The sequence below is a fragment of the Halorussus rarus genome, from assembly GCF_003369835.1.
In the GTDB taxonomy this organism is placed as follows: Archaea; Halobacteriota; Halobacteria; order Halobacteriales; family Haladaptataceae; genus Halorussus; species Halorussus rarus.
In genome coordinates, this window is record NZ_QPMJ01000002.1 from 1553125 (window position 1) to 1574307 (window position 21183).

At 67.4% G+C, this 21183-nt stretch carries 21 protein-coding genes and 1 tRNA gene; 10 read left to right on the forward strand and 12 right to left on the reverse strand.

Going from position 1 to position 21183, the window contains the following annotated elements:
• The first annotated feature begins 62 nt into the window (after positions 1–62).
• The 3 genes from DVR07_RS16035 to DVR07_RS16045 all read left to right on the forward strand — a co-directional run bounded on the left by DVR07_RS16035 (position 63) and on the right by DVR07_RS16045 (position 2887).
• Positions 63–440, forward strand: a complete 378-nt coding sequence (locus tag DVR07_RS16035) for a DUF5789 family protein (RefSeq protein WP_115798270.1) — start codon at positions 63–65, stop codon at positions 438–440.
• Positions 441–1114: 674 nt separating this feature from the next.
• On the forward strand, positions 1115–1534 hold the full coding sequence (locus DVR07_RS16040) for a GlcG/HbpS family heme-binding protein (protein ID WP_115798271.1): 420 nt from the start codon (positions 1115–1117) through the stop codon (positions 1532–1534).
• A gap of 195 nt (positions 1535–1729) precedes the next feature.
• A complete protein-coding gene (locus tag DVR07_RS16045; RefSeq protein ID WP_115798272.1) occupies positions 1730–2887 on the forward strand; it encodes a glutathione-independent formaldehyde dehydrogenase in 1158 nt (385 codons plus the stop codon).
• A gap of 28 nt (positions 2888–2915) precedes the next feature.
• Here the strand turns inward: DVR07_RS16045 and DVR07_RS22635 are convergent, their stop codons facing one another.
• From DVR07_RS22635 to DVR07_RS16060, 4 genes are all read right to left on the reverse strand, one after another.
• On the reverse strand, positions 2916–3038 hold the full coding sequence (locus DVR07_RS22635; RefSeq protein ID WP_368281137.1) for a hypothetical protein: 123 nt from the start codon (positions 3036–3038) through the stop codon (positions 2916–2918).
• 130 nt (positions 3039–3168) lie between these two features.
• Positions 3169–3312: a YHS domain-containing protein gene (locus tag DVR07_RS16050; protein ID WP_115798273.1), complete on the reverse strand. Its 144-nt coding sequence runs from the start codon at positions 3310–3312 to the stop codon at positions 3169–3171.
• Positions 3313–3421: 109 nt separating this feature from the next.
• Positions 3422–4357 (reverse strand): hypothetical protein, encoded by a 936-nt coding sequence (locus DVR07_RS16055; protein WP_115798274.1) that lies wholly within the window; start codon positions 4355–4357, stop codon positions 3422–3424.
• 172 nt (positions 4358–4529) lie between these two features.
• A tRNA-Gln gene (locus DVR07_RS16060) sits at positions 4530–4602 on the reverse strand.
• A gap of 176 nt (positions 4603–4778) precedes the next feature.
• On the opposite strand from DVR07_RS16060, the gene DVR07_RS16065 reads away from it, so the two are divergent.
• From DVR07_RS16065 to DVR07_RS16075, 3 genes are all read left to right on the forward strand, one after another.
• Entirely contained in the window at positions 4779–5354 is a 576-nt protein-coding gene (locus DVR07_RS16065; RefSeq protein WP_115798275.1) for an IMP cyclohydrolase, read from the forward strand.
• Positions 5355–5420: 66 nt separating this feature from the next.
• Positions 5421–6080 (forward strand): metallophosphoesterase family protein, encoded by a 660-nt coding sequence (locus tag DVR07_RS16070; RefSeq protein ID WP_115798276.1) that lies wholly within the window; start codon positions 5421–5423, stop codon positions 6078–6080.
• A gap of 90 nt (positions 6081–6170) precedes the next feature.
• Complete coding sequence (locus tag DVR07_RS16075) at positions 6171–6416, forward strand: ferredoxin (RefSeq protein ID WP_115798277.1); 246 nt, start codon at positions 6171–6173, stop codon at positions 6414–6416.
• Between the two features lie 628 nt (positions 6417–7044).
• Here DVR07_RS16075 and DVR07_RS16080 read toward each other — a convergent pair.
• The 6 genes from DVR07_RS16080 to DVR07_RS16100 form a co-directional block, all read right to left on the reverse strand.
• Positions 7045–7815 (reverse strand): DUF7089 family protein, encoded by a 771-nt coding sequence (locus DVR07_RS16080; protein ID WP_115798278.1) that lies wholly within the window; start codon positions 7813–7815, stop codon positions 7045–7047.
• Positions 7815–7907, reverse strand: coding sequence for a hypothetical protein (locus tag DVR07_RS22755; RefSeq protein ID WP_449272231.1), 93 nt, complete (start codon positions 7905–7907; stop codon positions 7815–7817). Before DVR07_RS22755 ends, DVR07_RS16080 begins: the two co-directional genes overlap by 1 nt.
• Positions 7908–7957: 50 nt before the next feature.
• On the reverse strand, positions 7958–9481 hold the full coding sequence (locus DVR07_RS16085) for an MATE family efflux transporter (RefSeq protein ID WP_115798279.1): 1524 nt from the start codon (positions 9479–9481) through the stop codon (positions 7958–7960).
• A gap of 147 nt (positions 9482–9628) precedes the next feature.
• On the reverse strand, positions 9629–10462 hold the full coding sequence (locus tag DVR07_RS16090; RefSeq protein ID WP_115798280.1) for a Zn-ribbon domain-containing protein: 834 nt from the start codon (positions 10460–10462) through the stop codon (positions 9629–9631).
• Positions 10462–10851 (reverse strand): DUF2073 domain-containing protein, encoded by a 390-nt coding sequence (locus DVR07_RS16095; RefSeq protein ID WP_115798281.1) that lies wholly within the window; start codon positions 10849–10851, stop codon positions 10462–10464. Before DVR07_RS16095 ends, DVR07_RS16090 begins: the two co-directional genes overlap by 1 nt.
• Positions 10852–10855: 4 nt before the next feature.
• Entirely contained in the window at positions 10856–11497 is a 642-nt protein-coding gene (locus DVR07_RS16100; RefSeq protein WP_115798282.1) for an Era-like GTP-binding protein, read from the reverse strand.
• Between the two features lie 1549 nt (positions 11498–13046).
• Here DVR07_RS16100 and DVR07_RS16105 point away from each other — a divergent pair.
• On the forward strand, positions 13047–14540 hold the full coding sequence (locus DVR07_RS16105) for a Cdc6/Cdc18 family protein (protein WP_115798283.1): 1494 nt from the start codon (positions 13047–13049) through the stop codon (positions 14538–14540).
• A 248-nt stretch (positions 14541–14788) separates the two neighbouring features.
• Here the strand turns inward: DVR07_RS16105 and DVR07_RS16110 are convergent, their stop codons facing one another.
• Entirely contained in the window at positions 14789–15592 is an 804-nt protein-coding gene (locus DVR07_RS16110) for a S26 family signal peptidase (protein WP_240147554.1), read from the reverse strand.
• 201 nt (positions 15593–15793) lie between these two features.
• Here DVR07_RS16110 and DVR07_RS16115 point away from each other — a divergent pair, with 201 nt between their 5' ends.
• Entirely contained in the window at positions 15794–17449 is a 1656-nt protein-coding gene (locus DVR07_RS16115; protein ID WP_115798284.1) for a DNA-directed DNA polymerase II small subunit, read from the forward strand.
• A gap of 117 nt (positions 17450–17566) precedes the next feature.
• On the opposite strand, the gene DVR07_RS16120 is transcribed toward DVR07_RS16115, so the two are convergent.
• Positions 17567–18049 (reverse strand): hypothetical protein, encoded by a 483-nt coding sequence (locus DVR07_RS16120; RefSeq protein WP_115798285.1) that lies wholly within the window; start codon positions 18047–18049, stop codon positions 17567–17569.
• A 176-nt stretch (positions 18050–18225) separates the two neighbouring features.
• On the opposite strand from DVR07_RS16120, the gene DVR07_RS16125 reads away from it, so the two are divergent.
• Together DVR07_RS16125 and DVR07_RS16130 are read left to right on the forward strand one after the other, a co-directional pair.
• Positions 18226–19401, forward strand: a complete 1176-nt coding sequence (locus DVR07_RS16125) for an RAD55 family ATPase (protein WP_115798286.1) — start codon at positions 18226–18228, stop codon at positions 19399–19401.
• Between the two features lie 121 nt (positions 19402–19522).
• Entirely contained in the window at positions 19523–20701 is a 1179-nt protein-coding gene (locus DVR07_RS16130) for an aspartate kinase (RefSeq protein WP_115798287.1), read from the forward strand.
• Positions 20702–21183: the final 482 nt, after the last annotated feature.

The window sequence follows — 21183 nt, forward strand, 5'->3', positions numbered from 1 at the left end:
GGCCGACGGTACGCGGCCCGACAGCCAGCAGGGTTACGGACGTCAGGACCGAACCCGCAGACATGAGCGGTGACCCAGACCCCGAGCGCGAGCAGCGACACGCCCGCGAGCGCCAGCGCGAGCGGACCGAGCGCGTCGAGGACATGCTCGGCGAGGCCGGCGAGATGCTCGGCGAACACAAGTACCCCGCGACGAGCGAGGAACTGGCGACCGAGTACGGCGACCAGCCCCTGGACCTCCAGAACGAGACCGAGAGCCTCGGCAGCGTCTTCGACCGGCTGGTCGACGAGCGATTCGATTCGGCCGACGAGGCCCGCGAGGCGGTGTACGACGAGATCAGCGGCGAGGCCGGCGGCCCCGAGGAGTACAACGACCAGCGCGACCTGGCCGAGCTCGACGCGGAAGCGGCCGACGAGGAGTCGAACGTGAACTCGAACTGAGCCGCGCCAGCCGAGTTCCACTCGAAACGAAGGGGTTAAATGTGGTGACGGCGGCGGAGCCCGAGGAGTGATTTATGTGGTCCAGTTCGGACCGGGCGACTCGCTTCGTCGTTTCACTGGCCGGGCCTTTGTTCTTCCGGTCCTGAATCGGCCGCTTCGTTTGGTGAGCACGACTTCGACCTGCTCGGCCGAGCGAGGGCGACGACGAGAGCGCGGTCGCGGCGGCGGAGTTCGACGGCGAAGCCGAGTGAATCAACCGGAGAGCGGCCCTCCGGAGCGTTTCATCTCGGTGAAACGTCTCGGACGGACGTGAAACAGTCGCAACGGTAACGGGGAGTTTAGCCGGCGGGGTGTATCCGGTGAGGCGTGGTGGTCTATCAGTTGGAATGTAGAGACTGCGGAGAGTTGCGCCTCGGCAGGGAAACCGACGAGGGCATCCGGCCCGTCCGAGACGAGTGCCCGAAGTGCGGTTGCTCGGAATTTGACGTCGTCGCCTACGACTCCGAGGAGTGACCTGCCGCAAACGGACGCGATCACCACGCATCTCTTTTATTCGAACCTCGCCGCGGGCCGACCGCGCTCCGAGAGTGCTACTCGGTACCACGGCCCGAAGAAATATACACGCGCCCATCCCCAATCGAGTGGGGGTCAACGCTCCCGATTCCGGAGCACCTATGGTAGAAACTGTTAGTCTCGAGACCGCGAAGGAAGTCATCGACGCGTGCGAACAGCAAGCCGAGGAGATCGACAACCCGATGGTGATCACGGTCGCCAACTCGGAGGGCAACCTGATCGCCCAGCACCGGATGGACGACGCCTGGCTCGCGTCCGTCGACATCTCCAAGAACAAGGCGTTCACGGCCGCCTCGCTGGACATGCCGACCCACGAACTGGCCGAGCCCTCCGAACCCGGCAACTCCCTGTACGGACTCCAGAACACCAACGAGGGCCGGATGGTGATCTTCGGCGGCGGCTACCCGCTCGAACGGGGCGGCGACATCGTCGGCGCGCTCGGCGTCAGCGGCGGCCAGGTCGAGCAGGACATGGAGGTCGCGGAGGCCGGCGTCGACGCGTTCGAGAACATGACCGAATAGCACTCGACGCCGCTCCTCGCCGGATTTCTTCCCGTCGATTCTCCGCTCGGCGATGACGGCGAAGTGGACGATTTTCAATTCAAGAAGACATAGTTAATCAGGTATTGTTCGTTCGCTCCCATGTCGATACGTTTATCGATTAGATTTATGAAAATGGGCCCGGTCTGGGTAGTGGGGGACTGTTAGCTAATGTCTATGAAAGGCGTCGTGTTCCAGGGGGAACACGATGTCGCGGTCGAAGAGGTCGACGAACCGGAGATCGAACACCCGAACGACATCGTGGTCGACATCACCACCACCGCCATCTGCGGGTCCGACCTCCACATGTACGAGGGGCGGACCGACGCGGAGCCGGGGCTGGTGTTCGGCCACGAGAACCTGGGCATCGTCGAGCAGGTCGGCGAGGGCGTGAGCACGCTCAGCGAGGGCGACCGCGTCGTCATGCCGTTCAACGTCGCCTGCGGGTTCTGCGAGAACTGCGAGGAGGGGTACACCGGCTTCTGTACCAACGTCAACCCCGGCTTCGCCGGCGGCGCGTACGGCTACGTCGCGATGGGGCCGTACCAGGGCGGTCAGGCCGAGAAACTCCGGGTCCCGTACGCCGACTTCAACGCGCTCAAGCTGCCGCCGGGCGACGAGCACGAGGACGCGTTCGCGATGCTGGCGGACATCTTCCCGACCGGCTGGCACGGGACCGAGCTCGCGAACCTCCAGCCCGGCGACTCGGTCGCCATCTTCGGCGCCGGCCCGGTCGGGCTGATGGCGGCCTACAGCGCCGACATCAAGGGCGCCTCGGAGATTTACGTGGTCGACCGCGTCCCGAGCCGGCTCGAGCTGGCCAAGGAGCACTGCGACGCCAAGCCCATCAACTTCGAGGAGGCCGACCCGGTCGAGCAGATCAAGGACGCCCACGGCGGCGGCGTCGACAAGGGGGTCGACGCGGTGGGGTACCAGGCGGTCGACGACGACAAGCAGGGCGACGACGCCTACGACCCCGCCCGCGAGAACCCGGCGCTGGTGCTCAACCAGCTCATCCAGACCGTCCGCCCGACCGGCCAGATCGGGGTCGTCGGGCTGTACGTGCCCTCGGACCCGGGCGCGCCCGACGAGATGGCTGCCCAGGGCCGGCTCGGCATCGACTTCGGGAAGCTGTTCGAGAAGGGCCAGCGGTTCGGCACCGGCCAGTGCAACGTGAAGGACTACAACCGCGAGCTCCGCGACCTCATCATCGAGGGCCGGGCCGACCCGTCGTGGGTCGTCTCCCACCGGGTCGGGCTCGACGAGGCGCCCGAGATGTACGAGCGGTTTGACGAGCGCGAGGAGGGCGTGACGAAGGTCCTGCTGGAGCCGTAGCGGATTCGAGGCGCGAACTTTTTTCGGGCTAGATGCGGTGCCACTCCTGGGGATGCTCCTCGCGGACGTGGTCGTGGTACGCCTCCACCACCTCGGGGTGGGACGAACTGATCATCTGCCAATCGCAGCGCCGACAGCGCGCGCGTGCCATACGGGGACCGGGAATCCCCGTGTAATAATCCTTCCCCCGAGCGGAAAATAAACGGGACGAGTCGGAATCGGTTCGGGAGCGTCGCGCCGCCGAACGACCTCGCCGTCCGATGCGCGGACTCCGGCGCCCGTTACGTGTACTCGTCCGGACTCGCCTCGAAGAACTCCTTGCACTTCGCGGACTCGAAGTGGTACTCCTCCCCGTCGTACTCGGCGCCGGCCGTCGGGACGGTGTCGTTGATCCGCGAGTCGCATACGGGACAGTGCTCTACCATACCCGGTGTGAGACACAGTCGCAACGCGGTTAACTGCTACGGCGCCCGGTCCCCGACGGCGGACGACCACGGAGACGAGATCGGGTCCCGCGAGCACCGAATCTGGGGCTCAGGCGACCGCCTGCGAGAGGGTCATCCGGTAGTAGCGACCGTCGAAGTAGACGTAGCGGTGCCGGGTCCCTTCGCCGCCGACATCGGTGTACGTATCGCCGTCATCGGCGGTCCCGATTTCGACCGCGTACCCGCACCGGCGCAGCAAACCCGCGAACGCGTCCGAGAGCGGGACTTCCTCGTTATGACTGTCGTGCTCGTCGTCGAGGGCCTCGCGGACGAGTTCGGCCTGGGCGTCCGGGAGCGGCTGGTCCTCGAGGTCGCCGTCGAGGACGGTGTCGCGAGCGTAGGCGTCGAACGCCTGGGGGGAGTCTGCGACCGCCGTTGTCGCGACGGCGTACTCGTCCTCGGTCACGGTACGTTTCTCGACGACGAGTTCGACCACGCTCCCGCCGTGCCTGACGTATCGGTGGTCGGAGTCAGGGATCAGTGCGCTCTCCGAAGCGTTCGCGCCGCGGAGGACGTAAAAGCGTTCGTCGCCACCGCCGGACGCCACGGTGTGGAAGGCGACGGCCTGCTTGACCGCGGAACGGTCGCTGCGGGGGAACGCCGTGAGGTTAACGGCGTCCACGGGCAACTCGTCGTCGGGAACCGGGCGCCCGCGGACGGTGAAGCGTCGCACGTCCTTCCGCTCGCCGGTCCGCTCGGCGGTGACGCGGTAGTACGTGCCGTTCCACGCGGCGTACGCGTCGCCGTCGTCACCGAACGGCGTCCACCCGTACGTGGACGCATCGCCGTCGGTGGCGGCGTCGCGCAGCACCGCCCGCTGTCCCGCGGACTGCTCGTCGGGTCTGACAGCCAGGCTCGCACCGAAGTCGGTGCCGATATCGTGGAACGAGAGATAGTACCACGGCCCGCCCCTGTTTCCGTAGCACCCCGCGAGCAGCGACGTGCCGATACCGACGGCAGTCGAGAGGAAGTGTCGGCGGTTCATTACGAGCGGAATCGGAGACGGGCCGTGAATACTTTCTGCTAGAGTTCGACCGACTGCCCGCTATAACGGTCGAAGCGAAGACGCTACTACCGGCTCGTTGCGCAGAAGGGGTTCGACAGTTCGGCGGTTGTTGTGATTACGAGGTGACGCGAGCGATCGAGAACCGGGAGAATAGTCCCACCAGGATTCGAACCTGGGTCGAAGCCCCCAGAAGGCTTCAGGATTGGCCACTACCCCATGGGACTCTGCACTCACCGGTACACGCCGGGGGATTGTAAGCGTTGCGCGTTCGCCCTCCTGCGATACTCGTTCGCACACACGTCCGGAAGTCGATCGGTGGTGGTCCCCGCACCGTCGCGCGAGATTCGCCGGTAGTGCATAAACCAACACCTACTTGGCCGGGAAGTGCGCACATTCGTGCGTGTACATCGGACGATTCCTGGTCGTCGGCCCGCGAGTCGCGGCCTACCGCGTCTCGTCGCGGTCGTTTCCGAATCGGCAGGTCGTCGAGCGCGACGACGCGCTGACCGTCGCGCCGACCGACGACGCGCCCGAGACCGACAACCCCTACATCTCGTACAACTGCGTCAGGACCGCCGGCGACGCCGCGGTCGTCGGCAACGGCTCGCACGTCGACCCCATCACCGAGAAGCTCGGTCTGGGCTACCCGGCTCGCGACGCGCTCGCCGAGAGCCTGCTCGCGCTCGACTACGAGAAGGACGACTACGACACGCCGCGTATCGCCGGCGTCGTAGACGAGGACGCGGCGTTCGTCGGCACCGTCCGGCGGGACGCGCTGCTGGTCCGGGCGGTCGACGAGCCGACGCTGGTCGCGACCTACGAGCGAGACGCGCCCGGGCCGTTCGACTTCGCGGCCGAGACCGCCGCCGAGGCCGCCAGCGAGGCCTACGACCTCGACTTCGAGCACGCGGTCTGCGCCGCGGGGGTCGCCCGCACCGACGGCGGGTTCGAGTTCGCCGTCGAGAACGGCGACTGAGCCCGAAGTACGGACGGCGCGTCCTCGGGAACCGGAGTTAAGTTCCGGGCGCCGCAACGTGACGCCATGCGAATCGGCGTGCTCTCCGACGTCCACTCGAACAGCGTCGCGTTCGAGGCCGTCCTCGCGGACATGCCCGACGTGGACGGCCTCGTCTGCGCCGGCGACGTGGTGGGGTACAATCCGTGGCCCGCGGAGTGCCTGGAAACGATCCGCGAGCGCGGCATCCCGACCGTGATGGGCAACCACGACCGCGCGGTCGCCTCCGGCACCGCGTTCCGGTTCAACCAGATGGCGAAGGCCGGCGTCGAACTCGCCCGCGAGCGCCTCTCGGACGACCAGCTCGACTGGCTGGCCGACCTCCCCGACGAGCGCCGCGAGTTCGACGACCGGGTGAAGGTCGTCCACGGCCACCCCGACGACCCCGACCACTACACCATGCCCGAGGAGTTCTCTGCCGACCTGCTGGGCGACGAGGACGTGCTGGTGATGGGCCACACTCACGTCCAGCACGCCGAGGAGTACGCCGGGGGCGTCGTGCTCAACCCCGGCAGCGTGGGCCAGCCCCGCGACGGCGACCCCCGGGCGGCCTACGCGGTGCTGGACCTCGACGACCTCTCGGTCGACCAGCGTCGGGTCGAGTACGACGTCGACGCCGTCCGATCGGAAGTCGAGGCGGTCGGCCTGCCGAGCAGGATCGGGACGCGACTCGAACGCGGGCAGTGACGCCGGAGCGGCCCGATGAAGAGGACTCACTCGGTGCAGACGGCCGCTGACTCCGGCAGGGATTAGGGGCTGCCCGCCCAAGCTCGAGCCATGCGAATCGAGTTCGACCGTGACACCTGCACCGGGATGTTCCAGTGCACCGCCGAGTGGGACGCCTTCGAGGAGAACCGCGACGACGGCAAGGCCGACCTCCGTGGCGCCGAAGAGGACGAGAAGGACGTGTTCGTTCGCGAGGTCCCCGACGACGCCGAGTTCGACGCGAAGATGGCCGCCCGGGTCTGTCCGGTCGACGCAATCGCGGTGTACGACGACGACGGCGAACAGCTGATTCCCTGACTCCGTCTCGAATGGGGAAAGTTCATCTCGAAGGGCGAAGGGCCCATCTCGAAAGGTGAAGGAGTCCCGCGGCGTCGGCGGTTCCAGGCGAAATCAAGGGGTTGCGATGGGATAGCCGACGCGTCCGGTGAACGGCAACCAGCCGTCGACGTCCGGAGCAGAGTTGGAACGACAGACGACAGGTAGCCCGTGGGAGGACGTCGCAAGTACCGGAAGGCGAGGATGCGACAGGACAGCGGTCGACGGTGGGGCTACGACGGACTGCGATAACGCACCGCGTCGACGAACGGATTGGGCGCGCCGGGGTCGGACGTCCCCGACGTTTCGACTGGACGCGGTCGCTTCCGGTCGAATCGGATGGCGGTCGCTTCCGGTCGAACCCGTCGACGGTGCCTCGGGAAAAGTGAGTCGAACGCGGACCGCGGTTTCACTCCGTCGTCTCGTCCTCGACGCCGTCCTCGTCGTCGGCGTCGGGGTAGAGCTGTTCCTCCCAGCCTTGTGCGCCCCCGCGCACGCCCCAGTAGTCGCTCATGGTGGACCGGTTGGAACCTAGCGGTCGAGTACTAAAATCGTTGCGGAGACCGCGAAATAGTATGCGAGAGCGTCGCATACGCCGATGTCGCGGCCGTCAGTCGAAGGTCTTCTCGGCCCACTTGACCGCGTACGCCGGGCCATGGTCGCGGTACGCCTCGGTGTCGAGCGCGGCGAACGGCGCGGGGAGTTCGAGGCCGTGCTTGACCGCGGCGCAGGCGAACTCCGCGGCGTCCGCGAAGTCGGTCTCGTCGCGGGCCATGGAGGCGGGCAGGCCCTCCAGTCGGGGTTCGATGCGCTCGCCGGCGTCCTGCCAGGCCGCGAACAGTCGGGGACGCTCGTCGTCCCAGCCGGCGAACGCCTCGCGGGTGTGGAGGCCGCGGTAGGCGTCGTACAGCGCGGCCGCGATCTGGTAGACGCTCCCGCCGTCGAACGGGAGCGCGGCGTCGAGGTCGACGTACCGGTCCTCGAAGAACCCGAGGAAGTGCTCGGGGAGGTCGGTGCCGATCTCCACGAGCGCCTCCGCGACAAGGAAGTCGACGAAGTCGTCGGGCGACCCCTGAACTCTTGCCTTCACGAACGCGACCGGCGGCTCGGTCTGGCGGGTCCACGCCACGCTGCCGTCGCCGGGCATCCCGACCGTGAAGTCGGACGAGGCGTACCGCCGGAGGAGCTCGGGGGCGTCCTCGGGGAGCCACTCCGCGGGGTACGTCGCCGGGTCGAGCGCGTCGACCAGCAGGCCCAGGTCCTCGGCGCGCTCGGGCGCCAGCGTCTCGAAGTCCGAGCCGGCGTCCAGGACCAGCGCGTCGGGGGCGTGGGCCTCGCGGACCGCGGCCACCTCCCCGGAGAGCGACCGTTCCTCGAACATCAGGCCGCGAGCCAGAGGTTGGCCAGCAGCATGACCGACAGCGCCGCGGTGATTCCGACCGTCGCGACCACGATCTTGGTTGCCTTGCTCATGTCGAGTCGTTCGGGGGCGAGCGCTTAAAACTGTCAGGTTTAGCTTCGGATCAGTCCGCGCCTGTCTCCGGTCCGACGGCCGACTCCCGGGCGGTCCGCTTCCACTCGCCCGACCGGAACCGGACGACGTTGACCGCCGCCCGGAGGTACATGTCGCCGACGATGGCGACGTAGACCGCGACCAGCCCCAGGCCGAGGCCGGGCGCGAACTGCCAGCCGCCGAACGAGAGGAGGTGGTTTCCGCCGAGCGAGAGCGTCCAGCCGCCGAGCTCGAAGAGGACGACCCCTGGCGCGACCGCGAGGAACGCGACGGGAAGCTTGAACAGGTAGGTCCCGGCGAGCGCGCCGTAGAACGGCCAGCGCGTGTCGCCCGCGCCCCGGAGCCCGCCCCGCATCGTCCGGGAGACGCTGAACGCCGCGACGCCCGCGCCGAACGCCCGGACGAAGGTGACCGTCAGGTCGACGTGGTCGGTGCCGAACGCCGCCGCGACGGGGCGGGCCGCCGCGAACAGCGCCGCGCCGATGAGCAGTTGGGTCGCCAGCGCGATGCGGAGGGTCTGCCAGCCGTACTCGGCGGCCTCGCGGTCGTCGCCCGCGCCGATCGACTGACCGACCAGCGTCGAGGAGGCGGTCGAGTACCCCCACGCGGGCATCAGCGCGAGCAGCATGACTCGCCGGCCGATGGCGTAGGCCGCGACGACCGGCGTGCCGAGCGTGGTGAGCACGAGCAGGAAGGGGAACCGCCCGAGCGTTCGCGAGAGGCGGGTGCCCGCGAGCGGCAGGCCGACCCGGACGATTTCGCTTGCAATCGACCAGTCCCACTGCTTGCCCCGGAGGGGGAGCCGGACCGAGTACCGGCCCGAGAGCAGCGCCGCCGAGAAGATGGTCGCCGCGAGCACGTTCGCGACCGCGGTGCCCCACGCCGCGCCCGCCACGCCGAGTTCGGGAAACGGGCCGATTCCGAAGATGAGCACCGCGTTCAGGGCGATGTTGGTCGGGAGCGTGAGCAGCCGGACGTACATCGGGGTCCGGGTGTCACCGACCCCCGCGAGCGCGCGGGCCGCGATCATGCTCCAGAACCGGAACGCGACCGAGAGCATGATGATGCGGAGGTAGACCGCTCCGAGTTCGATGGTCCTGGGGTCGTCGGTGAGCACGTCCAGCATGGGTTCGGCGTAGACCCACGTCGCCGCGGTGATTGGCACCGCGAGCAGCAGCGCCAGCCAGAGCGACTGCTTGATGGCGAAGTCGGCCTTCGCGCGCTCGCCCGCGCCCTCGAACCGCGAGACCACGCTGATGGTGCCGCTGGTCAGCGCCAGCGAGAGGCCGAACGGGATGAAGAAGTACTGGAAGCCGAGTTCGAGCGCGGCGACCGCCTCGTCGCCGAGCGCCCGGCCGACCATGAAGAAGTCCGCCACCCGCAGCATGGTCCGCATCCCGCCGGTGACCATCACGGGGACCGCGAGGTCGAACGCCTCCTCGCCCTTCTCGCGGTCGAGCAGGCCGAGGCGGGCCAGCGCGGCCGGGAAGAGGAACGCGACGCGGCGCGCCCGGCGCTTGGCGTCGTCGAGCATCGCTTGGCGGCGGTTGTCAGCCGGCGGAGTAAACAGTTTTGCAACTGCGTCGGCGAGTACCGCGGCGTGTCGGTCGTAGCCGACGGCTGTTCGGTCACTTCGGAGACGGTCACTTCGGAGACGGTCGCGCTCGGCGCGCGGAGAGAATCAGCGGTCGGTCGCGTCCCACGCGTCCGGCACTTCGATGACGTACTTGCCGTCCTCCTTCAGCGAGATGATGTACTCCTCGCGCTCGTACAGCTCCATCAGGTTGAGCTCGTACTGGCCGGGTTCGACGATGCGGATGCTCTCGAACTGGCTGTTGAGCTCCTCGCGGAGCTCCTTCAGTCCGGGGCTGCTGTCGTCGGGCGTGTCGACCACGTTGGCCCCTGCCTGGTCGGTCTCCGACGTCGCGTTCGGGGCGTCGGCCGCCGGTTCGTCGGGGAGCTCCGACCGGCTCACCACGTCGCGGCGCGCGCTCGCCTGGGCCGTGTCTTCGGCGGACGGGGCGGTGCCCTCGGCCGACGAGCCGGCGTTTCCGGTCGAGTCAGGGGCCGCGTCGTCGGCAGACGCCCCGGCGGTTCGGGTGGAACCGGTGGCGGTCGCGTCCTCCGCGTCCGGGCCGTCGCGCTCGCCGGGCCACGGGGTCCGGCCCGACGAGCCGTCGTTCCCCGCGTCGGACGACCCGGTGCCGTTCGTCGAATCGCTGTCGTCCCGCGTGCGCACCCAGTCGCGGACCGTCGCGGCCGCCCGGTTGACGGCGCCGCCCCGGTCGTCGGCCCCCGTTTCGGGTCCGTCGTCGACGGAGGGCTCGGCGGGTTCGGGTCGCTTCTTCGGTGCGGTCGCGGCCGTCGTCGCCGCGCCGGCGCCACCAGCGTCGCCACCTGCGGCGCCGGCCGGTTGGAACTGGAACTTGTTGCCGCCGCAGTCCGGACAGCCCGAGAGCATCTCCTTCGAACCGTCCTGGAACGACCGGCCGCAGTTGGTGCACTGGTGAGGCATTATTTGCGTGACACGAGGGCGCTGATGAGGTTCTCGTCCTTGTGGAGCGTCTCGATCTGGTTAGCCGGGCCGATGACGGTGAGCTTCTGGGTCGACTCCTTGCCCATCAGCCGGTCGAGGAAGCTCTGGTCGGCGGTCTCCGACCGGGGGTAGGTCTCGATCTCGATGCCGTTGAACTCGTCGGGGCTGATCTCGGTCATCGTCACCTCGATGAGTTTGCTCTCCTCGTCGGGCGAGAGCCCGGTCTCGAGGATGACGATGTTGCCGTCGCGCACGCCGTCGAGTATCATCCGGATCTTCTCCATCGAGGCCATCTCGGCCATCCGGTCGGCCCCGATGAGGTCGATCTGGACGCCGTCGTTCGGGCCGTTCTCTGTTACTTCAGGCATGATATCACCCGAAGTACTCCGCGATCTTGTCGTACACTTCGTCCATGTTGTCGCCTTCCAGCGCCGAGAGCGGGATGGTCTCGTGCTGCGGGAAGGCGTTGCTGATGCGCTGGACGCTCGAGCCCTCGAGGTCGGTCTTGTTGGCGAGGATGAGGACGGGGAGGTCCTGGCTCTCGATGATGCCGATGAGCATTGTGTTGACCTGCGTGAACGGGTCGGTCGTGCTGTCGAGCACGTAGATGACGCCGTCGACGTCCTCGCGGAGCCAGTGCATCGCCTCCGCGACGCCCTCGGTGGCCTCGCGGGAGCGACGCACCGCGTCGTCCTTGTCCATGTCGTGGTCGAGGAACTCCTCGTAGTCGACCTTGGTCGTCACGCCCGGCGTGTCGACGACGTCGATGGACACCGTCTTGCCGTCGCGTTCGATCTCGACGTTTTCCTTTCGACGTGCCCGGCGGGTCTCGTGCGGAATGTGGCTCTCGGGACCGACGGCGTCGCCGGTCCAGTCGCGGGTGATGCGGTTTGCGAGAGTCGTCTTTCCGGCGTTCGGCGGGCCGTAGATACCGATGCGCTTCGGCTCTTGAGCGGAGAAGAGCTTGTCCGTAACGCGGGAGATGCTGTCTTTCAGGTCCGTAAACAATCCCATCCTTTCCTCCCAGACCCCACTATCGGCGTTTCAAGCCGTCACGGGGGCTGTTGCGCGAACAACTATATCCCACCTACTTAAACCTATGTCAGACGCGTCCGGTGAAAATAACTCCCTCGAGGAGCCGGCGACGAGTCGTCCAGCGGCGGAACGACGGCCGGCTGGCGGATTTCTCGTGCCCGGTCGTGAGTGACCTGTGAAATGCGCGCGGTCTCCAGTTGAAACAGAGGGGTTTCCGGGTTTCACGCTGGACCGAAAGTCGGCGAAGAAGGTCGGTTCGAGGCCTAGTAACGGCAGTTGCTCGTCGATTCCGGAGTAGCAGGGGAGGAGCGTGCTTCGACGGTCAAACTCTGTCGGTCCTAGAAGGACGCTTTGAGGTGGCCGACGGAGATCTCGTACGTCGTCCAGATAACGGTTAGATTTCGACTTGCCGATACTGCTCGGATGGTCGGGAGGACGACGGGATGCCGGCCCCCACCCCTACCCCTCCGTTTCAGGTGGAACGGGCGAGGATTGGGGTCGTGGGGTGGCCCGGCCGTAAGTCATAGAGGAGGTTCGGACAAAAACAACTAGAACACACTAAACAATAAACCGAAGTAATTGGTTTACGGATACTGTTGGACACTTATCCTATTAAAGCTTTGGGTGGCTAGAGTCGCCCACCCCTCCCCACCGTCTCAGTCGCTCCAGTTGAAACGAGGGGGTGGGGGAGGTGCCCGATGGAAAACCCCTGTGGATGTCCCTTGACACCGATACCCGCAAAATGCAAACCTGGAATCTCCGACCGCATTCGTACTCGTCCGTTCGACTCGAAATCAAGGGATTCTCCGGTACCGTGCTCCATCGACCGCTAGCATTACTGTGGGCGACGGCAGCAACAGCTGGCTAATACCGGCTGATGTCGGCTTCGAGGCAAGAGTCCAAGACAGATTACATCGATGAAGGCCGATGGGATCTCGTCGCTCCCGCTGCGGCATCCGGCACGGCCCCTTTCGACGTGAAACGACGGGGTGAGGGCCGTTCCGGTGAAGTTGCAATCGAAAATCCGCCCTCGTGGAAGAGGCGGCTCGGTCAGTAAGGGAAGGAATCTCTCCGTTGATGTCGAGGCCAGACATCGGGATATTGCGACTGCCGGCGTCGACACTTCCGACACTACCGACCGAGCACTACCAAACCCGACACTATCGACCCGACCGACGCTGGCATCATCGACGCCGATTAGCTACAGGTCGACCGTGACGAACCGCGACCCACCATCGTTTCACCCGAAACAGGGGCGTTTTGGTCACCACAACCGGGCACTCTTCACACTCTCTGGCAGACGAAACAGCCGTTTCATCGGCTCTCGACAGCATTCGGGAGATTCTGTCGACCCTGGATCGAAAGAAGAAAGAGTTTAATATCCTGCTGGACCTTTGGTTCTCCTGCATCAACTGGACGCGCTCGCCACTTCTCGGCTTCGGCATTCCGGTTCATTCGGGCGGTCGTGCCGAAATCCGCCCGCGGGCCGCGCGTCTTCCACCTGAAACGGAGGGGTCGACACGAACGCATGACCGACGAAAACGCACAACCGACGGACGACGCGGTCGACGTCAGCCCCGACCGTAGCTTCGACAACGTCGATCTCGACGACGTCGTCTTCGACGACGAGGAGGACGACGACCAGGGGCTCTTCGACGACCTGCTTTCTGGCGAACCGATCTTCGAGAACAAGGAGGTGCTCCGGCCGTCGTACACGCCCCACGAGCTTCCCCACCGGAAGGACCAGATCAACAACATGGCGACGATCCTGGTCGCCGCGCTCCGGGGCGAGACGCCGTCGAACATCCTCATCTACGGCAAGACCGGGACCGGCAAGACCGCGAGCGCGAAGTTCGTCAGCAAGGAACTCGAGAGCACGTCCCAGAAGTACGACGTCCCCTGCAACGTCGAGTACATCAACTGCGAGGTGACCGACACCCAGTACCGCGTGCTCGCGCAGCTCGCCAACAAGTTCATCGAGAACAACCAGGAGTTCGTCGACGACCGGATCGACGAGCTCGCGACGCTCCGCGAGGCCGCCTCCGGCGACCCCTCCCGCCTGGCCGACACCGGGTTCGACTCGGCCGAGGCCGTCGACGACCGCATCGACGAACTGGAGGACGACCGCGAGGAGATGGAGTCGGTCCCCATGACCGGGTGGCCGACCGACCGCGTCTACAACACGTTCTTCGAGGCGGTCGACTACGAGGAGCGCGTGGTCGTCATCATGCTCGACGAGATCGACAAGCTGGTCGAGAAGTCCGGCGACGACACCCTCTACAACCTCTCGCGGATGAACTCCGAGCTCGAGAACTCGCGGGTCTCCATCATCGGCATCTCGAACGACCTCAAGTTCACCGACTTCCTCGACCCCCGGGTGAAGTCGAGCCTCGGCGAGGAGGAGATCGTCTTCCCGCCGTACGACGCCAACCAGCTCCGGGACATCCTCCAGCACCGCGCGGAGGTCGCGTTCAAGGCCGACGCTCTCTCCGACGACGTGATACCGCTCTGCGCCGCGTTCGCCGCCCAGGAGCACGGCGACGCCCGGCGCGCGCTCGACCTGCTGCGGACCGCCGGCGAACTCGCCGAACGCGACCAGGCCGAGGGGGTCAACGAGAAGCACGTCCGGAAGGCCCAGGAGAAGATCGAACTCGACCGCGTGGTCGAGGTGGTCCGGACCCTCCCGACCCAGTCGAAGCTCGTGCTGTTCTCGATCATCTCGCTCGAGAAGAACGGCGTCCACAACGTCAACACCGGCGAGGTGTACAACATCTACAAGCGCCTCTGCGAGGAGATCGACGCCGACGTGCTCACCCAGCGCCGCGTCACCGACCTCATCAGCGAGCTCGACATGCTCGGCATCGTCAACGCGGTGGTCGTCAGCAAGGGCCGGTACGGCCGGACCAAGGAGATCAGCCTCTCGGTCCCCATCGACGAGACCGAGGCGGTGCTGATGTCCGACTCCCGGCTCGGCGACATCGAGAGCGTCCAGCCGTTCGTGCAGGCCCGGTTCGACAACTGACCGCCATCCACTGCCCCCGACTCGGCGAGACAGTCCCTGCCGATCCCCGTTCGTCGACGGCTCTCGATCCAGTTTTCCGGTCTCGACTCGAAATTCGGGGGGTGACGCTCGGAGCGTGCTCGACCGCCGCTCCACGCGAAACGAAGGGCTCGCCGGACAGCACCTCGGAGGGAAGGGGACCGGGAATTCGGAGGAAAAGAGAGCGACTGGAGAGCCGAGGAGAAGAATCGCGAAGGGAAATCCGACCGTCAGGCCGCGCCCGAGAACTGGAGGCGGACCCAGCCGAGCCACGGGATGCGAATCTCCGCGGTTCCCCGGATCCAGCTCGGCCTGACCGGGTCGCTGAGCGCTCCGCCGCCCCAGTCCGCCTGGTCGTAGAAGTTGTTGGCGTCGCCCTTCGTGATGAACCCGGCGTTCGGGGCCGGGCAGTTGACCAGCTCCTCGCAGCTGTCGGCGCTGACGTACTGCTCGTTCGCCTCGTCGTACCAGTTCTCGCCCTCCTCGACCCAGAACCGGGCCCGGTGGATTATCGGCGTTCTGCCCGTCTTCCCGTCGGGCTTGTAGACGATGACGTCGCCGTAGCTCCCGAACTTCCGGTAGCCCGCCTCCTCGCCGGTCTGATACGTGACCACGCCCGTGTCCGCGTGCGCGGTCGCGGGCGCGAGACGACCCTCCTCCATGATGAACACGAGATCACCCTTCTGCATGTGGGGCTCCATGCTCCCGCTCTCGATGGCGACCATCGGGGGCCACACCCCGCTGACCGCGAACAGGAGCGCCCCGATGACGACGACGATGGCGGCGCTGCTCAGCATCTCGCGGACGAACACGACGACCCCGTTCTCGCTGGTGCGGAACCGCCGGACCAGCGCGAGCGGGCCGGTCCGCTCCTCGCGTCCCCCGCCGTCGGACCGCGTGCGGGCCTCGGGCGCGGGCGGAGAGCGGCCGGACCCGCCGGCGACCGACTCGTCAGACCGCCCGTCCGACGAGGTCGGCGGACCGCTCGTCCGCTCGTCGTCGTCCGACGGGGGTTCGTCTCGGGAAGGACTCATCTACCCCACGTTCCGGTTCCGCGGACGTCAATTTTCCGGGTGCGCCCGGCGGATAATCGATGGGTACCGAGGTTCGGCAGTCTCCATCCGACCGTGCTCGCTCCAAGAACTCTGACTGCGCACTTCGATGCAGCTGCCTACTCGGTCGAACGCCTGACGCGCTCCGCTATCCTTTTGACGAACCCCCGAAATTGAACGAACGTGTCGCTGGAGACCCACGCCCGCATCGTCAGCGAACTCACCAGCCGCGGGTACAACGCCGACCGCGAGGCGGTGACGCTGCTCGCGGGCGCCGACGACCCGGACGGCGCGCTCGACGTGGTCGTCGAGCGCGCGCCCGAGGACGCGCTGAAGCTCTCGGCCGACCACGTGAAGGCGGTCCTCTCGGAAGTCGACTCCGGTGACTCCCCCGCTTCGACTGGACGGGAAATCGGCGAAAGCTCCGGGACAAAATCGGGGCCTCCAGGAGAAACGAAGGGGGTCGGAGACGGGCCGGCCGACGCCGACGAAGTGGATTCAACGGACGAGGATGCCGACGCCTCGCGATCCGAGGAATCCCACCGCGACTCGTCTCGCCCGGATGCGTCCCGCCCCGACGCGTCCCGACCGGACGAGTCGGTCCGCGACCCCGACTTCGACGCGCGGTCGCTCGAAGTGGCAGGCGACGTCACCGGCGAGAGCACCGGGACCGGCGAGTACGACGACTTCGTCTCGGTGTTCCAGGACCGGTTCAAGCGCCTCTCGAAGCAGTTGCGCTCGCGGGTCAACGCCCGCCCGACCTCGGCCGTCTCGAAGATGCCCGGCGGCGGCGACACCGCCATCGTCGGGATGATAAGCGACATCCGCTCGACCGCGAGCGGCCACTGGCTCGTCGAACTCGAGGACACGAGCGGGACCTATCCCTGTCTCATCATGAAGGACCGGGAGTTCGCCGACACGGTCGACGAACTCCTCCACGACGAGGTGATCGCGGTCGAGGGGACGCTCTCGGACGACAACGACGACGGCGACGGCATCCTGTTCGTGGACTCGCTGTACTTCCCGGACGTCCCCCGGACCTACCAGCCCTCGACCGCCGACCGCCACGTCCAGGCCGCACTCATCAGCGACGTCCACGTCGGCAGCCAGGAGTTCATGGCCGACGCCTGGTCGCGGTTCGCCGACTGGCTCCACACCGAGGAGGCCAGCGCCGTAGAGTACCTTCTCATCGCCGGCGACATGGTCGAAGGCGTCGGCGTCTACCCGAATCAGGACGAGGAGCTCGACATCGTCGACATCTACGAGCAGTACGACCAGTTCTCGGAGTACCTCAAGGAGGTGCCCGGTGACATGGAGATTCTCATGATCCCGGGCAACCACGACGCGGTCCGGCTCGCCGAGCCCCAGCCCGGCTTCGACGAGGAGCTCCGGGACATCATGTCGGCCCACGACGCCCGCATCACGGGCAACCCCTCCACGGTGACGGTCGAGGGCGTGGACATCCTGATGTACCACGGCTTCTCGCTCGACGAGGTCATCGCCGAACTCCCCGAGGAGAAGGCCAGCTACGACGAACCCCACAAGGCGATGTACCAGCTCCTCAAGAAGCGCCACGTCGCGCCCCCGTTCGGCGGCAAGACGAGGGTCGCGCCCGAGGAGATGGACTACCTCGTGATGGACGAGGTCCCGGACGTGTTCCACACCGGCCACGTCCACAAGCTCGGCTGGGGCAAGTACCACAACGTGCTGGCGGTCAACTCGGGCTGCTGGCAGGCCCAGACCGCGTTCCAGAAGTCGGTCAACATCGACCCCGACGCCGGCTTCGCGCCCGTCCTCGACCTCGACACCCTGGACATGACGGTCCGGCAGTTCAGCTAGCCGGTCGGATTCTCCCGAACCCGGGACCCGGTCCGTCGGGCGGTAGGCGCTCCGTTCCGCCGGACCTTTACCTGTCAGGTTCCACCTGAAACGAGGGGGTTCGAGGGTTCGCCCGGCCTACCGGCGCGCGGAGTCGGCCTGGGCCGCGGGGTCGAACCGGTACTCCAGCGTCCGGCCCCCCTCGAACCGCGGGCCGGTTCCCGTGCGGCGGAACCCGGCGGCTTCGACCACCTCCCTGGTCTCGGTCTCGTCCTCGGGGACCAGCGCCTCGACGGTCATCCCCTCCTTGCGGGCGAACCGGACCGGTTCCTCCAGCAGGCGCTCGCGGGCCTCGGGCGTCCCCCGGAGGTACGTCACGCGGACCGTCCCCGGCATCGCGTCGAACCCGACGAACCCGACGACGGTCGACTCTCCGTCCTCGGCGTCGTCCTCGGATTCGGGGTCGCTCTCGCCCGCGTCGTCCGCACCCGACGCGTCGGCGTCGGCCTCGGCCACCCGGACCGTCCGGTCGTGGACCACGTTGCGCATCACCTCAGCCGGGGCGTCGGCGAGCTCGCCGAGCACCGCACCGTCCTCCTCGACTGCATCTCGCACGCGCATTGTTCACGTATCGGCCGCCGACGAAGTTAAAGCCCGCGGGGAACCGGGCGGAATTTCGCGCCGATGGGCCGGATTCGGCTCCCGGCGCCCCACACGGCCCGCGGCGACCCGCTCGCGGGACGCCGGGCCGCGCGCGGTGGACAGGGCTTTTTCGCTCGCGGCCCTACGTCGTGGGTATGGATGGCACGGACGACCCCCGTCACGCACCTCCCGACGCCCCGGACGACTCGTCGGCCGACGGAACCGCCCCGAACGTAGCGGACCCCGGCGACGGCGACCGCTGCGACTACTGCCGGCTCCCGATTCCGACCGACCCGGTGGCACTGCAGCGGGACGGGATCGAGTACGAGTGCTGCACCGAGGCCTGCCGGTCGGCGCTGGCCGAGCGCGAGCGGGTCTGCACCGAGTACCACGGCTTCCGGCGGGTCCGGACCGGCGTCGCGGGCCTCGACGACTTCCTCCCGCAGGGGCTGCCCCGCAACTCGTTCGTCCTGCTGTCCAACGACGAGGGCGCGCGCGACGACGCGCTCCGGGCCGAACTCGTCTGGCGGGCGCTGGAGCGGGGCGAACCCGCCACCGTCGTCACCTTCACCGAACCGCCCGTCTCGGTGGTCGAGAGCTTCCTCTCGCTCGACTGGAACGTGCTGCCGTACCTGGAGTCCGGCCAGTTGCACGTGATGGACTGCTTCACCTACCGGATGGACGACCCGGACCGCGAGCGCATGTTCGAGCGCATGGACGAGTGGAACCTCCACGTCTACGGCATCACGAAGTCGGTGACCCAGACCGTCCGGGACCCCAGCGACGTCTCGGAGCTCCACAACAAGCTCGACAACTGCCTCGAGGCGCTGGGGATGAGCGACCGGGGCATCGTGGTCGTCGACTCGCTGACGGAGTTCGGCAGCCTGGTCCAGCCGGTCCGGGCGTACAACTTCGTCAAGGACGTCCGGGCCGACGTCTGCAAGGGCCGGTTCGTCCCCGTCTTCGCGGGCGCGAGCTTCACCGGCGCCAGCGAGGAGGTGCGGTTCCCCCACGACCTCGGCTACGCGGTCGACGGCATCGTCGACATGCAGGTCAACGACTCCATCGTGACGGACACGCTCATCAAGCGCGTCCGCATCCGGAAGATGAACGGCGTCCTCGCCATCCCCGAGTGGGTCGCCTACGAGTTCACCGCCGGCCAGGGGCTGGTCACGTTCGACCCGATCGCCGAGATGGACGAGGCCGGCCGGGCCGACGAGGGGGAGGGAGGGGGAACGGACGGCGGAACGGGGCCGGGAGAGGACGACGAGACCGGCGGGACCACGGGGACGGACGAGCGCGGCGAATCCCGTGTCGAGACCGAGCGGTAGCCGGTCGGAACCGCGGTGCGGCAAGCTTCTCAGAGATGAACACAGTTATCTGGGTGCCAGAGTTAGCCACTCCCATGCAGCAGCGTCACAGGCGGGGGACCCGCGGGTCGCGGGTGATAGTATGCGAGTAGTGGCGAAGTTCGGCGGCACCAGCCTGGGCAGCGGCGACCGGATCAACCGGGCGGCCGACTCGGTGGCCGACGCCGTGGCCCAGGGCCACGAGATCGCGGTGGTCGCCAGCGCGATGGGTAACACCACCGACGAGCTCCTCGACGAGATCGAGTTCGAGACCGAGGACGCCGACCGGGCCGAGATCGTCAGCATGGGCGAGCGGACCAGCGTCCGGATGCTGAAGGCCGCCCTGGCGGCCCGCGGGGTCGAGGCCGTCTTCGTCGAACCCGGCAGCGAGCGCTGGCCGGTGTTCACCGACGAGCACGGCGAGGTCGACGCCGAGCGGACCCGGGCGGCCGCCGACCGGCTCGCCGCCGAACTCGACGACGTGGTGCCGGTCATCACCGGCTTCCTCGCCGAGGACCACGAGGGGAACGTGACCACGCTCGGACGCGGCGGGTCGGACACCACCGCGGTGATGCTGGGCAACTACATGGGCGCCGACGAGGTGGTCATCGTGACCGACGTCGAGGGCGTCATGACCGGCGACCCCCACGTCGTGGAGGGCGCGCGCAACGTCGCCGAGATCTCGGTCGACGAGCTCCGGAATCTCTCGTTCCGGGGCGCGGAGGTGGTCGCGCCCAGCGCGCTCTCGTACAAGGACGAGACCCTCGACGTCCGCGTGGTCCACTACCAGCACGGCGACCTGCTGGCCGGCGGTACCGACGTCATCGGCGAGTTCGAGAACCTCATCGACATGCGCGAGGAGCAACTCGCCTGCCTCACGGTCGCGGGCCGGGCCATCCGGAACCAGCCCGGCATCCTCCAGGAGCTGGCGAACGCGCTGGGCGACAGCGACATCAACGTCGACGCGGTCGCCAGCGGGATGGACTCGGTCACGTTCTACGTCGACGAGACGGTGGCCGAGCGCGCCGAGAACATCCTCCACCGCGAGGTCATCGAGGAGGAGTCGCTGTCGAGCGTCACGGTCGACGACGAGGTGGCCGTCATCCGCGTGATGGGCGGCGAGCTCCCCAACCGGCCGGGCGTCATCCAGAACCTCGTCAACCCCATCGCGGAGGCGCACATCAACATCCACGACCTCATCACCAGCGCGACCAGCGTCGCGGTCTTCGTCGACTGGGCCGACCGCGAGGAGACCCTCGAGATCATTCAAGAAGAGTTCTGAAACCGCCTTTTACTGGGGTCGGCGCCTGAACGCGCCTCCCTCGTAAAAGCTGGACCAAAAACACCGCGCTCGTCCCTTCGGTCCTGGCTTGGTCCGCTCGCTCGGGCTTCGCCCTCGCTCGCGGTACAGCAAGTAGTACTCAACGCCAACTAATGCGCGCACCTTCGGCGCGCTGCATCGACGCCGGTCTCGCCGAATGATGCACCGAGACGCTCCCCGGAACCCTTTTTACGGATTGCGGACAACTGGCGGGTATGCCATCCGAACCCCGGACTGGTGGGAGCGCGCGCCAGCCACCGCAGCGGACCGCGGGGTTCGGCTTCTTCTTCGCGTCCTGACCGGGCGGCGGACTCCCGGCCGAGCGAGGACCTCGGCGGGGACGAAACCGCTCGCGCGCGGTCGCTCGGGAGCGACTCGCGCTCCCGCGGAGGTGGCCGCGCTTCAGAAACGATAAACGGACGCACGGGGACGTAACGACCAAC